Source organism: Pseudomonas sp. FG6 (genome assembly GCF_057809015.1).
In genome coordinates, this window is sequence record NZ_JBMDJD010000031.1 from 44,222 (window position 1) to 59,763 (window position 15,542).

Genomic DNA, 15,542 nt, shown 5'->3' on the forward strand with positions numbered 1-15,542 from the left:
TTCCCTTAAGACTTGATCACTGACCCCAGGAATCGCGCAAGGTCACGGTACGGTTGAACACCGGAGCACCGGGTTTCGAGTCCTTGATGTCCGCGCAGAAGTAACCTTCGCGCTCGAACTGGAAACGGTCTTCCGGCTGTGCGTTGCCCAGCGATGGCTCGGCACGACAACCGGTGAGCACTTGCAGGGAGTCAGGGTTGATGTTGTCCAGGAAGCTGGCGCTGTCTTCGGCCTTCTCCGGGTTCGGCGAACGGAACAGGCGATCGTACAGGCGCACTTCGCACTCGACGCTGGCAGCGGCCGGCACCCAGTGGATCACGCCCTTGACCTTGCGACCTTCCGGATTCTTGCCCAGGGTGTCGGGGTCGTAGGAGCAACGCAGCTCGACGATGTTGCCGTCGGCGTCCTTGATGGCTTCGTCGGCGCGGATCACGTAGCTGCCGCGCAGGCGCACTTCACCGGTCGGTTCCAGGCGCTTGTAGCCTTTTGGCGGCTCTTCCATGAAGTCGTCGCGGTCGATGTAGATTTCCCGGGCGAACGGCAGGACGCGCACGCCCATGTCTTCTTTCGGGTGGCAAGGCAGTTCGAGGTTCTCGACCTGGCCTTCAGGGTAATTGGTGATCACCACTTTCAACGGACGCAGCACGCACATGGCGCGTGGGGCGCTGTGATCCAGGTCGTCACGGATGCTGAATTCCAGCATGCCGAAGTCGACCACGCCGTCGGAACGGTTGGTGCCGACCATCTCACAGAAGTTGCGGATCGATTTTGGCGTGTAGCCACGACGACGGAAGCCCGACAGGGTCGACATGCGCGGGTCGTCCCAGCCGTTGACGTGCTTCTCGTCCACCAGTTGCTTGAGCTTGCGCTTGCTGGTGATGGTGTAGTTCAGGTTCAGGCGGCTGAATTCGTACTGGCGCGGGTTGGCCGGCACCGGCAAGTGCTCCAGGAACCACTCGTACAGCGGACGATGGCTTTCGAACTCCAGGGTGCAGATCGAATGGGTGATGCCTTCGATGGCGTCCGACTGACCGTGGGTGAAGTCATAGTTGGGGTAGATGCACCATTTGTCGCCGGTCTGGTGGTGATGGGCGTGACGGATGCGGTACATGATCGGGTCGCGCAGGTTCATGTTCGGCGAGGCCATGTCGATCTTGGCGCGCAGCACCCGTGCGCCGTCCGGGAATTCACCGGCGCGCATGCGCGCGAACAGGTCCAGGTTCTCTTCCACGCTGCGATCGCGGAACGGGCTGTTCTTGCCTGGCTCGGTCAGGCTGCCACGGTATTCCTTGGCCTGCTCCGGGGTCAGGTCGCAGACATAGGCCTTGCCGGCCTTGATCAGCTCTACCGCCCAGTCGTGCAACTGGTCGAAATACTGCGAGGCGTAACGCACCTCACCGGACCATTGGAAACCCAGCCACTTGACGTCGCTTTCGATCGCGTCGATGTATTCCTGGTCTTCCTTGGCCGGGTTGGTGTCGTCGAAACGCAGGTGCGTGACGCCACCGAACTCCTGGGCCAGGCCGAAGTTCACACAGATCGACTTGGCGTGACCGATGTGCAGGTAGCCGTTGGGCTCCGGCGGGAAACGGGTCACGATCTGGGTGTGCTTACCCGAATCCAGGTCCGCCTGGATGATCGGCCGCAGGAAATTGACCGGTACAGCCGGGCCGGTCTTGGAATTCGAGGTAGGGTCGACAGTGGGCTTGCTCATAGGGTCCTTGAACGTATGCGTGGCCGGATGCGGCCGGACAAATCAAAACCCGTATCATAGCCGATGCTGTCAAGCGCCTGACAGGCCAGGCGGGTAAACGATTGAATTTTATCGACGACCCGATGAAAAACAGCCTCGAAATTCAGGCGTGGCACGCTAAACTGCCCAACCTGGCCGCTTGCAGCCAGACCGGTTGCGGGCATCAACGCCCCGAAACCCACGAATTCCTTTAAAGAGTACCGACCATGAGCAAAGTCAAACTGACCACCAACCACGGTGACATCGTTCTGCAACTGAACGCCGAGAAAGCGCCGCTGACCGTCGCCAACTTCATTGAATACGTCAACGCTGGCCACTACGAAAACACCATTTTCCACCGTGTCATCGGCAACTTCATGATCCAGGGCGGCGGTTTCGAGCCAGGCATGAAAGAAAAGAAAGACAAGCGCCCAAGCATCCAGAACGAAGCCGACAACGGCCTGCCGAACAAGAAGTACAGCATCGCCATGGCCCGCACCATGGATCCACATTCGGCTTCTGCCCAGTTCTTCATCAACGTGGCCGACAACAGCTTCCTGAACCACAGCGCCAAGACCACCCAAGGCTGGGGTTATGCGGTGTTCGGTGAAGTGATCGAAGGCAGCGACGTGGTCGACAAGATCAAAGGCGTGTCCACCACTTCCAAGGCCGGCCACCAGGACGTGCCAGCGGAAGACGTGATCATCGAGAAAGCCGAGATCGTTGAGTGATCCTACTGATTTCAGATTTGCATCTGGAAGAGGAGCGCCCGGACATCACCCGGGCGTTTCTGGATCTACTCGCCACACGCGCCCGCTCGGCGCAAGCGTTGTACATCCTGGGCGACTTTTTCGAAGCCTGGATCGGCGACGACGCCATGACGCCCTTCCAGCGTTCCATCTGCCAGGCCCTGCGCGACTTGAGCGACAGCGGCACGGCCATCTTCCTGATGCACGGCAATCGCGACTTCATGCTGGGGCAGGCCTTCTGCAAAGCGGCCGGCTGCACCCTGCTCAAGGACCCGAGTGTCGTGCAGTTCAACGGCGAACCGGTGCTGCTGATGCACGGCGACAGCCTCTGCACCCGCGACGAAGGCTACATGAAGCTGCGGCGCTGGCTGCGCAACCCGATCACGCTGTTCATCCTGCGTCACCTGCCGCTGGGCAGCCGCCAGAAACTGGCGCGCAAACTGCGCAGCGAAAGCCGCGCGCAAACCCGCATGAAAGCCAATGACATCGTCGACGTCACGCCCGAAGAGATCCCGCGGATCATGCAGCAGTACGGCGTCCAGACCCTGATCCACGGCCACACCCACCGCCCCGCCATCCACAAGCTGCAACTGGGCAACCATGCCGCCCGGCGCATCGTGCTGGGGGATTGGGACAAGCAAGGCTGGGCATTGCAGGTCGATGAACAGGGGTTTGCGTTGGCGCCGTTTGGGTTTGGCAATGCGCAGTTGGCGTTGCCGAACAACTGAATAAACACATCCTCCCACAGGTTTGCTCCTGCATAGGATTGCATTCCAGTTCTAAGTCAATGCCCGCTCGCAGCCGGCCCCGCCTTCGCCGCGAACGGCGGTTTCGCCAGCCAAACCAGCACGATCAAGCCCATGAACGCCCAGCCCAGCAGCGTGAAGTAATCCACGGTGGAGAGCATGTACGCCTGGCTGGTGAGGATGTGGTCGAGCTGGGCATAGGCCGGCGCGCTGGCGCCGCCGAGCTGGTTCAGCGCTTCGCGAGTGGCGGGTTCGAAGGTGCTGATGCTCTCGCTCAGGTAGGCGTGATGCTGGTCGGCCCGGCGGATCCAGATCCAGGTGGTCAGGGACGCGGCAAAACTGCCGCCCAGGGTCCGCAGGAAGGTCGCCAAGCCAGCGCCGTCGGCGATCTGGTGGGGCGGCAGGTCCGACATCAGGATGCTCAAGGTCGGCATGAAGAACAGCGCCACGCCAATGCCCATGAACAACTGCACCAGGGCGATGTGCTGGAAATCCACCTCGTTGGTGAACCCGGCGCGCATGAAGCAGCTCAGGCCAATGGCCAGGAAGGCCAGCCCCGCCAGCAGGCGCAGGTCGATCCGATGGGCGTACTTGCCGACGAAAGGCGACATCACCACCGGCAGGATCCCGATGGGCGCCACCGCCAGCCCGGCCCAGGTGGCGGTATAGCCCATCTGCGTCTGCAACCACTGCGGCAGGATCAGGTTGATGCCGAAGAACCCGGCATAACCGCCCACCAGCACGATGGTGCCGATGCGAAAGTTGCGGTAGGCGAACAGGCGCAGATTGACCACCGGATGGTGATCGGTCATTTCCCAGATCACGAACACCGCCAAGGCAATGACTGAAACCAGGCCGCCAATGATGATGAAGTTCGATTCGAACCAGTCCAGGTCGTTGCCCTTGTCGAGGATGACCTGGAGCGCGCCCACGCCGATGATCAGCGTGATCAAACCCACATAATCCATCGGCTGACGGCTGGTGACCACCGGCCGCGCCTTGAGCTGCTGACGCACGACCATCACCGCGAAGACCCCGATGGGCACGTTGATGAAGAAGATCCACGGCCAGCTGTAGCTGTCGGTGATCCAGCCGCCGAGGATCGGTCCGGCAATCGGCGCCACCACCGTGACCATCGCCAGCAACGCCAAAGCCATGCCGCGCCTGGCCGGCGGGTACACGGCAATCAGCAACGTCTGGGTCATCGGGTACAACGGCCCGGCCACCAGCCCCTGGAGCACGCGAAAGCCGATCAGCTCCGGCATCGAGGTGGAAATGCCGCACAGGAACGACGCGAGCACGAACAGCATCGTCGCCCACAAGAATAGCTTCACCTCACCGAACCGCCGGCTCAACCAGCCGGTGAGCGGCAATGCGATGGCATTGCTCACCGCAAACGAGGTGATGACCCAGGTGCCCTGCTCCGAGCTGACGCCCAGGTTGCCGGAAATGGTTGGCAAGGCGACGTTGGCAATGGTGGTGTCGAGCACTTGCATGAACGTCGCCAGCGACAACCCGATGGTGCTGAGCACCAGACTGGGCGGCGAGAAGGATGCGTTATTGCTCATGGCGAGAATCCTATGAAGCGAAGGAGGTCAGTCGCAGGCCTTGCGCCGCAGGTTCATTGACCAAGACAAAAAACTGTGGGAGCGGGCTTTTGTGGGAGCAAAGCTTGCTCGCGACACAGGCGACTCAATTTGTGAAGGACCGCAGCACCGCCATCGCGGGCAAGCCTTGCTCCCACAGGCTTCAGAGACTGCCCTCCCATTACGATCAGCGCTGCGCCGTCTTGCTCGCCGCCGCGCTGTTTTCGTGGATCAACCGGGTGATCATCGCGTCGGCGTCGGCCAGTTGCCGGTCATAGACCTGGGTGCTGAACGTGGCGTTCTGCGGTGGCTGTTGGGCCAGTACCGGGCCGCTCTGGTCGCGCAGGTTGACGTTGACCTGGGTCGACAGGCCAACCCGCAACGGATGTTCCACCAACTGCTGGGCATTGACGTGAATGCGCACCGGCACCCGCTGGACGATCTTGATCCAGTTACCGGTGGCGTTCTGCGCCGGCAGCAGGGCAAACGCACTGCCCGTCCCGGCCCCGAGGCTGTCGACGGTACCGCTGAATTTCACGTCGCTGCCATAGAGGTCGGTCTCGATGTCCACCGGTTGGCCGATGCGCATGTCACGCAGCTGGGTTTCCTTGAAGTTGGCATCGATCCACAACTGGTCCAGCGGGATCACCGCCATCAGCGCCGTACCCGGTTGCACCCGTTGTCCCAACTGCACGGTGCGTTTGGCGACATAACCGGTGACCGGCGCGATCAAGGTGCTGCGGGCATTGGCCAGGTAGGCCTGGCGCAATTGCGCGGCGGCAGACTGCACGTCGGGGTGGGACGACACCACCGTGTCATCCACCAGGGCGCTGGTGGTCTTGAGCTGTTGCCGGGCGTTGGCCAGGGCATTTTGCGCCGAGGTCAGGTCGTCCCGGGCGTGGGACAGTTCTTCCTGGGAAATCGCCCCGCCAGCTGCCAGGCTCCTGCGTCGGTTGTAGTTTTCCTGGGCCTTCTGCACTTCGGCCTCTTGCGCGTTGACCTGCGCGCGCATGCCGTCGACATTGCTGTACAAGCCACGCACCTGGCGCACGGTGCGGGCCAGGTTGGCCTGGGCGCTTTGCAGCCCGACTTCGGCATCGTTCGGATCGAACTGGACCAGCACCTGGCCTTCGCGCACCAGGTCACCGTCGTCGGCACCGATGCTCACCACCGTGCCGGTGACTTGCGGAGTGATTTCCACCACGTTGCCGTTCACATAGGCATCGTCGGTGCTTTCGTTCCAGCGCCCATACAGTTCGTGCCAGGCCCAGACGCCCAGCCCGCCGAGGACGACGATCAACGCCAGCCCCAACAGCATGACCTTGCGTTTGTGCGGGTTGCTGTCGGCCTGGGCATGGGTGGATGGAGCAGTTTCGGCAGTGGCCATGACAAGTACCTCGAATCAGTTATTCGGCGTGGTGGAAGCCGGCGTGGCCGAGGCCAGCGCCTGGGGCTCGAAACCGCCGCCCAGGGCCTGCATCAGCTGGATCGACAAGTCGATCTGCTCGGCATTCAGGTTCGCCAGTTGCCGCTTGGTCTGGAGCAATTGCTGCTCGATGCTCAGCACGTCCAGGTAATTACCGATACCGGATCCATAGCGCTGGAGCACGGTGTCGTAGGAGTTCTGCGCAATATCGGTGGCGTGTTGCTGCGCGCCGATCTGCCGGGCGATATCGCGCAACTGGTTGATGGTGTCGCTGACATCGCCAAGGGCCTTGACCAGGCTCTTGTTGTATTGCGCCACCGCCAGGTCGTAATCGGCGTCCCGGGCATCCAGGTCGGCCCGCAGGCGACCGCCGTCGAAGATCGGCAGCGACACGGTCGGCGCCACGTTGAAGAAGCGGCTCGCCGAACCGAACATCGCATCGCCCAGCAACGACTGCACACCCGCCGCCGCGCTCAGGTTGAGGTTGGGGTAGAAGTTCGTCTTGCCGGCCTCGATGTTCTTGCCGGCGGCCTCGACGCGCCAGCGCGCCGCAACCAGGTCCGGACGGCGGCCCAACAGTTCGGCCGGCAGGTTCGACGGCAAGGCCACCGCGCTGGCTTGCAGCACGTTGGGCCGGGCGATTTCGCTGCCACGGTCCGGGCCTTTGCCCAGCAGCACCGCCAGGGCGATCTTGGCGCTTTGCAGGCGTTTCTCGGCGTCGATCCGGGTCGCGTCGGCGCTGGCTTCCAGGCTTTCGGTCTGCTGGTACTGGTACTCGCTGTCGATCCCGGCGCTGAGGCGGCGTTTGCTCAAGTCGAGCATTTGCCGGGTGCGCTTGAGGTCTTCGGCGGCCAGGTCATGAATGATGTGGGCCTGGCCCAGGTCGCTGTAGGCCCGGGCCACGTCGGCGGCGAGGGTCAGTTGTGCGGCCTGGCGGTCGATCTCGGCAGCGCGGGCCTGGCCCAGGGCGGCTTCCCAGGCGGCACGCTGGCCGCCCCAGAGGTCGAAGTTGTAGTTGAAGTCCACGCTCAGCGAACGCAGGGTGCTGTACGCCCCGCCCTGCCCTTGCGGGTCCTGGTCACGGGCCAGGCGCGAGCGGCTGACACTGCCGTTGGCATCCAGGGTCGGCATGCGCGCGGCGTTGGCGGCATAGGCCGCGGCACTGGCCTGATGCACCCGGGCGCTGGCGATCTGCATGTCCGGGCTGTCGCGCAGGGCTTCACGGATCAAGCCATCGAGTTGCGGATCGCCGAGGCTGGTCCACCAATCGCTTTTCGGCCACGAAGCCTGCGACAGCGTGACGCCGTTCAAGGACTGCCCGGCCTTGAGACTCTGCGCCTCAAGGCTCACGCCTTCCGTCTTCAGGCCACTGTAGCTGGCGCACCCGGCCAGGCTCATCGCGAGCAACACCAGGCTGAATCGGGCACGCAAGGTTGTACGCTTCATTTCTCCCCCAAGCGCAACACGGTGATGGGGTCACCGGCGGCGAGCAGTATTTTCTTGAGAATCTGTTCGAGGGTTCGCAGTTCCTCGTGACTGATGGCGCCGGCCAGTTGGTTCATCGCATCGGCGCCAATGAACGGCAGGCGGTCGGCCAGCGCCTGGCCGGCGTCGGTCAGCAGCAGGCGCACTTGGCGGCGGTCCTCGGCCGAACGCTGGCGGATCAGGAAACCCTTCTGCTCCAGGCGATCGAGCATCCGCGTCATCGAGCCGCTGTCCAGGGACAGGTAGCGACACAGCTCGGCAGGCGTCTCGATGCCGTGCTGGGCCATGATGATCAACACCTTGAACTGCGCGGCGGTGATGCCGACGGGCTCCATGTGGGTGTCGATGATCCGATCCTTGAGCACCGCCGCGCGTCCGAGCAGCATGCCGAGCTGGCAATTGTGAAAGTCGTCTGGGGTGAAATGCTTCATCTGGACACCGATTACTGCCTAGGCAGGGAATGTATGTCGAGATATTACTGCTTAGGCAGCCAATGTCAAACAAATAGTTAGCTGACTACCAAACCATCAGACGAACGCAAAAACCTGTAGGAGCAAGCCGGCTCCCACACTGGAATGAGTGGCTTTTAGAAATCGCGCTTGTAGAAGATATCCAGCGAACTGGCGATGCCGCTGGCGGCTTCGAGGTAGACCTTCTTGCTGAGCTTGTAGCGCAGGGCGATGGTGTTGGCCGGTTCGAACACGCCCACGCCGTAGCGCAGGCTGAGTTTTTCCGAGAGGTTGCCGCTGGCGACGACACTGGTGGCATTGCCGCTGCCCTGGGTGTCGAGTTGGAAATCCTCGATCCCCAGGTTATTGGCCAGGCTGGTGGTCACCCCCGAACTGCCCATCAAGCCCAACCCCAGCGCCGCCTGGGCGAGCATGTTGTTGTCCTCGCCGGTGGTGCTCAACGGTCGGCCCAGCACCAGGTAGGACAACGCCTGTTCCTGGCTCATGGCCGGCTCCGAGAAGATCTGCGTGGTCGGCTGTTCGGCGCTGCCGCTCAAGCGGATGCCGGCGATGATGTCGTCGGTCTGGCGAATCGCCTCGATGTCCAGGTAAGGCTGGTCTATGGGCCCGGCGAACAGCAGCCGCGCCCGCCGCACCGTCAGCCGTTGCCCATAGGCCCGGTAGCGGCCGTCGTTGAGCCAGAGCTCGCCGCGGGTGTCCATGTTGTCGCCAATGTGCACCTGGCCTTGCACATTCGCGGTCAGACCAAAGCCGGAAAACGCCAGTTTGTCCTGGCCGACGATGACATCGACATCCATGGCCATGGCCATCGGCGCCTTGCCCTCCTCGGTCTGGTGGCCGACGATCACCGTGTCGCCCGAGACCTTGACGGTGGACGGCGGCAGTTCGCGGACGGTGATCTCGCCCTTGGGCACCAGGACCTTGCCGGCGATGGCAAGCCGCTCGCCGTGCATCGTGATGGTGAGGTCCGGCGCCACGTCGAGCACCGCATAAGGCTCGACAGTGACTGGCAACTGCGTGCCCTTGAGCGCCAGGTTCATGGACAGCGCATCGCCCCAGCCGATGTCGCCGCTGAGGCGACCCTGGCCGCTCTTGCCACTTTTCCAGTCGCCATCCAGGCGCAGGGTTTCGCCCGCGATCATCGCCCGTACCTGCAGGTCTTCAAGGCTGACGGGCAGCTCCGGCCCGGACACCTCGCCGTCACTGAGCACCAGGTTGCCGTTGACCCGTGGCGCCAGCAGCCCACCCGACAACGTGCCGCTGCCGTCCAGGTGCCCGGTGAGGGTCTGCACCATCGGCACGAACGGCCGCGCCACCGACAGGTCCAGGCCGGTCAGGCGGAACGAGCCGCTCAGCGGCTTGCTTGCCGGCAGCGGGTTGATCTGCGCCTGAAGCATCAGCTCACCCAGCTTGGCGCCGACGAAACTCAGCTCGGTGTCGATGCGTTTGGGGGTCAGGCGGCTGTTGAGGGTCAGGGTCTGGTACGGGAAATCCAGCCAATGATCTTTATCTCGCGCCTTATCCCGAAGCCGTAGCGTACCGCCGCTGGCGTCCACCAGGATCCGGCCGTTCGGACCACTGGCCGGCAGGTCCAGTTGCAGGTCGGCGTTGAGCCGGCCTTGCCAGGCAAAATCCTTGGGCATCCACTGGGCCAGGCTTTCGATGGGGAACTGCTTGAGGTGGTAGCGCAGCTTCGGCTCGGGCATCAGGCGCTGGTCTTCGCCACACAGGCTGGCCTCGCCGGAACGCCAGCAATGGGCGCCCACGTTGAGCGCGCCATTGGCCAGGCGCTCCAGTTTCGCCGGGCCTTGCAGGCGCCAATCCTGCCCGCCGACCTGCACGTCGCCGCTGGCCAGGCGCCCGCGCCAGTTGCCTTGATCGAGCGCGCCATCGAGGGCCAGGGTCGTGTCGAGCTGCGGCCCTTGCAGGTCCAGGTTGAGTTTCTGCTGTTTGATGTCGCCCTGCCCGCTGACCGTCAGAACGCCCAGCGAGGTTTCGCCCGCGCGGATATCGCTGGCCTTGAGGTCGACTTTCCCCCGTTGCGCGCTGTCCAGGGTCGCGTCCAGGTTCAGGCTTTGCAGGCGGTTGGCCTGGAACGCCAGTTGCGCGCCTTGTAGCGCGAGTTTGCCTTGGGGCGCCTTGGGCGTGCCGGCCACGTCGACACGGCCGGTGACCTGGCCGCGCAGTTGCGGCCAGAGCTGGGCCAGACGCGCGAGCTTGATGTCGATCTGCCCGGTGAGTTTCTCTTGCAGGCTGGCGCTGCCGTTGATGCGGTTATCGCCGAGGCGAATGTCCAGCGCGTTGAGGTTCCAGCGCTCGCCAGTGCCCGTGGCCTTGGCCTGGAGCAACGCGGGCTGGCCGCGCAATTTGCCCTTGAGGTCCAGGTTGGCGTCGAGGGCGAGGCTGGCGTCTTTCAGCGTACCTTGGCTGCGCAACGGCCCAGCCAGGTTGCCGGGCAATTCGGCGAGCCAGTACGCCGGGTTGATCGCCGACAGCTCCAGCGCCGTGTCCCAGGCAATGCCATCGGCAAATTGCAGATCCAAATGCCCTTCGGCCTTGCCTTGTCCCGCCGCGAGCTTGAGTTCGGGCAAATGGATTTGCTCAAGGTTGCCGCTGAACGGGCTGCCCAGGCTAAAAGCCCCGGCGGGTCCGTCCAGCGCGGCCTGGAAGTTGCCAAGGTACTGGCCGTTTGTGTACGAGATTTCGCCGTCGAAGCGGCGCAGCGTCACCTGTGGTTCGTCGATCAACGGATAGAGGCGATGCCAGGGGAAATCCAGCCAGGCGACTGTCGCCTCGGCGTCCAGGCCTTCGCGCCAGTCCAGTTGGCCGCTGAGCTTCAGGCTTTGCGACTCGCCAGCGTCCAGGTCGAACGCGGCGACCTGGGCGCCGTTGGCGTTCACGCGGCCTTGCAGGCTCAAGGCCACCGGCCCCTTCTCGGCGGGCAACGTGGCCTTGCCCAGCAGTTGATAGCCGTTTTTCAGATCGCCTTCGCCGGTCAGTTCCACCTGGTTGAGTAACAGCGTGTCCGGCAGCTCGGCAGCGGCCTTGAAGCCGTCGGCGGTGATGCGCACCTTGGCCGGCAGGTTGTCCGCCAACGGTTGCAGTTCACCGCTCAGCCGCCCTTGCAGGTAACCGCTGCTGTCGGCGCTGAGGGTGAGGGTCTTGAGCAGATCGCCGGCGACTTTCAGCTCCAGCGCCCAAGGGGTCGCGCCCGGTGCCGGCAAGGTCAAGCGGCCTTCGGCAGTCAACGGCCAGTCGCCGCTGGGTTTCAGCAGGCCGGACAGGTTCAGGCTCAGTTCATCGCGTTGCAGTTGCACCGAGTCGATCCGCAAGCCCTCGGCGGTCCAGTGCGCCGCCAGCTGCAGGCCCTTGAGTTGTTCGCTGCCGTTGAACGACAGGCTGCCGATTTGCACATCCCCCAGCTCGACCGCGAGCGGCAGGTCGAGGTCCGGCAAGGTGACCGGACCACGGCTCGGCTCATCGGCAGAGGCCGGTAACGTTATGGAGACCTGGTCGGCCTTGAGCTGTTCGATGCACAGGGTCATGCGCGCCAGGCACAGCGGCGACCAGGCGAATATCGGCCGGTCCACTGCCACCCGATGCTCGCCCTGCTGCCACAGCAGCTGGTCGGCGCTCCACTGCCCGCCCAGCCGCCCCTGGAAATTCTCCAGGCTCAGCCCCGGTACCAGGCCCAGGGCCCAGCGGCTGCCGAAGGCCGTGCCCAGCACAATGCCCAAGACCAGCACCAGCGTCGCCAGCACCCCGGTGAGGGCCAGCAACGCTATCTTCATACCCCGCGTCACAGCTCAGGCCCCATGGAAAAGTGCAGTCGAATGCCGCCTTCGTCGTCCATGGCATGGGCCAGGTCGAGGCGGATCGGGCCCACTGGCGACACCCAGCGCACGCCGATGCCAACGCCGGTCTTGAGGCTCGGCAGTTCGAGGCTGTTAAAGGAATTGCCCTGATCGATAAAGGTCGCCACCCGCCATTTCTCGGCAATCGAGTATTGATATTCGAGGCTGCCGGCCACCATGTAGCGCCCACCGATGCGGTCGCCCTCGGCGTTCTCTGGCGACAGGCTCTGGTAATCGTAGCCCCGCACGCTCTGGTCGCCGCCGGCAAAAAAACGCAGCGACGGCGGGACCGATTTATAGCCGTTGGTGGCGCTGCCGCCGACCTGGGCACGGGCCAGCAGACGGTGCTTGTCGAACACGGTGGTCAGGCCCTTGACCATGGCCGTGCCATAGAGAAGGTTGTTGTCCGAACCCAACCCTTCCTTGGCGACCTTGGTGTCGAACTGCAGGCGGTAGCCGTTGTGGGGATCGATGCGGTTGTCGCTGCGCAGGTAGGAATAGCTGACACCCGGCATCAGCAGCGTACTCAGGCCCGAGTCGCCACCAAGTCGGTATTCCTCGCGCTGCCATTTGAGCGACACCACCCGTTGCCAGCCACTGGGCAGCTTGCTGTGCCATTCGGGGCCCAGGGTCAGCAGTTTGCTGAGGGTGTCGGTGCCGGCCAGCTCTTCGTTCTGATAACCGCCGGCGTAGCGCAGCTTGTCGGTCAGCGGTGGGTCCAGCGGCACGTCGTACCACAGGCCGACGTTCTGCCGGGGCGCGGACACTTCCGCTTCCCAACCATAACTGTGGCCTTGCGGGTTGACCCAGTGGCGCGTCCAATTGGCTTTGGCCCGTGGGCCGACGTCGGTGGAAAACCCCAGGCCCAGCCCCATGGTGCGCGGCTTACGGGTATCGACCTTGACCGCCACCGGGACGACATTGTCGACGGCCGCCGTGGGCGCGGCATCCACCCGCACGCCCTCGAAGTAACCGCTCGATTGCAAGGCCTGGTTGAGTTCGGCGATGAGTTCAGAGTCATACGCGGTACCGGCCTTGAACGGCACCATGCGTTGCAGCAGGTCCTCGTCGAACGGCGTGTCGCCCTCGAAACTCACCGGGCCCAGGGCATAACGCGGGCCGCTGTCGTAGATCAACTCGATGTCGGCGACACCCGCCTGGGGATCCACTCGCAGTGTCTGGCTGACGAACCGCCCGCTGAAAAACCCGTAGCGCGAGGCCTGGTTCTGGATCAGCCGCTTGGCGTCTTCATAGTGTCCATGGTTGAGCACCGCGCCGGACTTGAGCGCAGCGTCGCGGGGCAGACGAAAAGCCTTGAGCGATGCCGCCGGGCCGTCGACACGAATGACCACGTTGCGCAGGTGCACGGGCTCGCCGGGCTCGATGGTCAACACCAGGCGCGGGACCTTGCCGGCCTCGACCACGCTGTCGATCTGCGGTTGGTAGTAGCCCAACGCCTGGGCGGCTTTGCGCGCCTGCTCCTCGGCACCGCGGCTGAAACGCAGCAACGCCGCCTCGTCGCGATCCCCCAGGCCACCGACATAACCTTCCACGTTGGCCTTGAGTTCGTTGTTGGAGGGCTTGATCCGCACGTCCAACTCACTTTGTGCCAGCGCCGCGCCGCTGAGGGCCAGCAAGAGCGCGCCGCTGGTCATTCGTCCTGGAAAGTTCATGGCGCGGATGCTATCACGGGCTTTAATGCCTGATAGAGCCGGACATTTCCCAAAAGTTCGCCGGACTATGCCGCCGGGCTATACAGGGACTATGCCGTCGCGCTCTGCAGCACCTGCGGGTTGGCGTGGAAGAACACGTGCTCACGGATCGGTCCTACCGCTATCTCACCGATTTCCTCGTAGCCCTGACGTTTATAGAACGCCAGGTAACGTGGGTTGCCGGTGTCCAGCACCACACCTTGGGAGCTTTCGTCCACCGCGCACCAGTTGTGCACCGCGCCCAGCAACTGCTCGCCAAAATGCTGCCCCTGGAACTGCGGATGAATGCCCAGCAACGGCAACACGTGGACCGCATCGCAGGGCAGGCACCCCAGCACCGCCGCTTGATAATCGAGGTAGCGCCGGGTGCAGCGAAACCCTGTACTGAGCACCATCCGCAGGCGCCAGGCCCAGCTTTCGGTGATCCCCAGGCGTCGCTGCGGCGGGGCGATCAGGGCGATACCGACCAGGCGGTCGTTGACCAGCAGGCCAATGGCCGGCAGTTCCTGGAGGAAATGCTGCTTGACCAGCTCGCGCACCGTGGCCCGTACCCGCTGCTCATACCCCGGGCGCTCGGACTCGAACAGGTAACTGAACGTCGGCTCATGCCGGTAGGCCTGGTACAACAAGGACCGAGCCTCACGGGAATAACCGCTGTCGAGCATGTGGATATCGGCGATGGTGCTTTCAGGCATGGCATGGCTCTCCTGGGCGGGCTCGGTGTGGCCCTGCTCTTATTGAGTACGAACCCAATGGGTCGTGACCGTTCCTACATGCCAAGGACATTAGCAGCGCATTTGTCCTACTGCCACGCTGGCTCCCTTCCCACATGTCAGCTAGCATCGCAGTTTTGCCAGGACAGCCGACCATGAAGATCGTCTCCTTCAACATCAACGGCCTGCGCGCCCGTCCCCATCAGTTGGCGGCACTGATCGAGAAGCATCAGCCGGACGTGATCGGGTTGCAGGAAACCAAGGTTCACGACGAACAGTTCCCCCTGGCCGAAGTGCAAGCCCTGGGCTACCACGTGCACTACCACGGGCAAAAAGGCCACTACGGCGTCGCCCTGCTCTCGCGCCAGGCGCCTTTGAGCGTGTACAAAGGTTTTGAAACCGACGATGAAGACGCCCAGCGCCGCTTCATCTGGGGCACCTTCGCCGACGCGAACGGCGTGCCGGTGACCATCATGAACGGCTACTTCCCACAAGGCGAAAGCCGCGACCACCCGATCAAGTTTCCGGCCAAGGAACGTTTCTACAGCGACTTGCAGCAACTGCTGGAAACCCGCTTTCGCAACGACCAGCCGGTGGTGGTGATGGGCGACGTGAACATCTCCCCGCAAGACTGCGACATCGGCATCGGCCCGGACAACATGAAACGCTGGCTGAAAACCGGTAAATGCAGCTTCCTGCCGGAAGAACGCGAGTGGATGGAACGCCTGAAGAACTGGGGCCTGGTGGACAGCTTCCGGCACCTGAACCCGGACGTCACCGACCGCTTCAGCTGGTTCGACTACCGCAGCCGCGGCTTCGAGGACGAACCCAAGCGCGGCCTGCGCATCGACCTGATCCTCACCTCCCACGGCCTGCTGCCCCGGGTCAAGGATGCCGGCGTGGACTATGAACTGCGCGGCATGGAAAAACCGTCGGACCATGCGCCGATCTGGTTGGAATTGAGCTGACCCAAGCCCTGCACAACTCCCACATTGGATTGGGTGGTATCCATAAAGGCTGTGTCCACCTCGAAACCTGTGGGAGCGAGCTTGCTCGCGATAGCGGTGGA

The 15,542-nt window shown here is 63.5% G+C and carries 11 protein-coding genes; 3 read left to right on the top strand and 8 right to left on the bottom strand.

All coding sequences use genetic code 11. The features are described from left to right. Nucleotides 1-16 precede the first annotated feature (16 nt). Nucleotides 17-1,714: a glutamine--tRNA ligase/YqeY domain fusion protein gene (locus tag ACODSJ_RS19280; protein WP_489103239.1), complete on the bottom strand. Its 1,698-nt coding sequence runs from the start codon at nt 1,712-1,714 to the stop codon at nt 17-19. Between the two features lie 245 nt (nt 1,715-1,959). Here ACODSJ_RS19280 and ACODSJ_RS19285 point away from each other — a divergent pair, with 245 nt between their 5' ends. Continuing rightward, nucleotides 1,960-2,463, top strand: a complete 504-nt coding sequence (locus ACODSJ_RS19285) for a peptidylprolyl isomerase (protein ID WP_489103240.1) — start codon at nt 1,960-1,962, stop codon at nt 2,461-2,463. After that, nucleotides 2,460-3,209 carry a UDP-2,3-diacylglucosamine diphosphatase gene (gene lpxH / locus ACODSJ_RS19290; protein ID WP_489103241.1) on the top strand — a complete coding sequence of 250 codons (750 nt, stop codon included), beginning with the start codon at nt 2,460-2,462 and terminating at the stop codon, nt 3,207-3,209. Before ACODSJ_RS19285 ends, lpxH begins: the two co-directional genes overlap by 4 nt. Nucleotides 3,210-3,265: 56 nt before the next feature. On the opposite strand, the gene ACODSJ_RS19295 is transcribed toward lpxH, so the two are convergent. The 7 genes from ACODSJ_RS19295 to ACODSJ_RS19325 form a co-directional block, all read right to left on the bottom strand. Beyond that, nucleotides 3,266-4,795 carry a DHA2 family efflux MFS transporter permease subunit gene (locus ACODSJ_RS19295; protein ID WP_489103242.1) on the bottom strand — a complete coding sequence of 510 codons (1,530 nt, stop codon included), beginning with the start codon at nt 4,793-4,795 and terminating at the stop codon, nt 3,266-3,268. A 205-nt stretch (nt 4,796-5,000) separates the two neighbouring features. Continuing rightward, nucleotides 5,001-6,200, bottom strand: coding sequence for an EmrA/EmrK family multidrug efflux transporter periplasmic adaptor subunit (locus ACODSJ_RS19300; protein ID WP_489103243.1), 1,200 nt, complete (start codon nt 6,198-6,200; stop codon nt 5,001-5,003). A gap of 15 nt (nt 6,201-6,215) precedes the next feature. After that, on the bottom strand, nt 6,216-7,685 hold the full coding sequence (locus ACODSJ_RS19305) for an efflux transporter outer membrane subunit (protein WP_489103244.1): 1,470 nt from the start codon (nt 7,683-7,685) through the stop codon (nt 6,216-6,218). Then, entirely contained in the window at nt 7,682-8,155 is a 474-nt protein-coding gene (locus ACODSJ_RS19310) for a MarR family winged helix-turn-helix transcriptional regulator (protein ID WP_489103245.1), read from the bottom strand. Before ACODSJ_RS19310 ends, ACODSJ_RS19305 begins: the two co-directional genes overlap by 4 nt. Nucleotides 8,156-8,310: 155 nt before the next feature. Then, the gene (locus ACODSJ_RS19315) at nt 8,311-11,997 is read right to left on the bottom strand and encodes a translocation/assembly module TamB domain-containing protein (protein ID WP_489103246.1); all 3,687 of its coding nucleotides are present in this window, start codon (nt 11,995-11,997) and stop codon (nt 8,311-8,313) included. After that, nucleotides 11,994-13,721 carry an autotransporter assembly complex protein TamA gene (locus ACODSJ_RS19320; RefSeq protein ID WP_489103247.1) on the bottom strand — a complete coding sequence of 576 codons (1,728 nt, stop codon included), beginning with the start codon at nt 13,719-13,721 and terminating at the stop codon, nt 11,994-11,996. The genes ACODSJ_RS19315 and ACODSJ_RS19320 overlap by 4 nt, the downstream gene beginning before the upstream one ends. A gap of 89 nt (nt 13,722-13,810) precedes the next feature. Continuing rightward, nucleotides 13,811-14,455: a GNAT family N-acetyltransferase gene (locus ACODSJ_RS19325; protein WP_489103248.1), complete on the bottom strand. Its 645-nt coding sequence runs from the start codon at nt 14,453-14,455 to the stop codon at nt 13,811-13,813. A 173-nt stretch (nt 14,456-14,628) separates the two neighbouring features. On the opposite strand from ACODSJ_RS19325, the gene xthA reads away from it, so the two are divergent. Next, nucleotides 14,629-15,441: an exodeoxyribonuclease III gene (xthA, locus tag ACODSJ_RS19330; RefSeq protein ID WP_489103249.1), complete on the top strand. Its 813-nt coding sequence runs from the start codon at nt 14,629-14,631 to the stop codon at nt 15,439-15,441. The last annotated feature ends 101 nt before the right edge of the window (nt 15,442-15,542 follow it).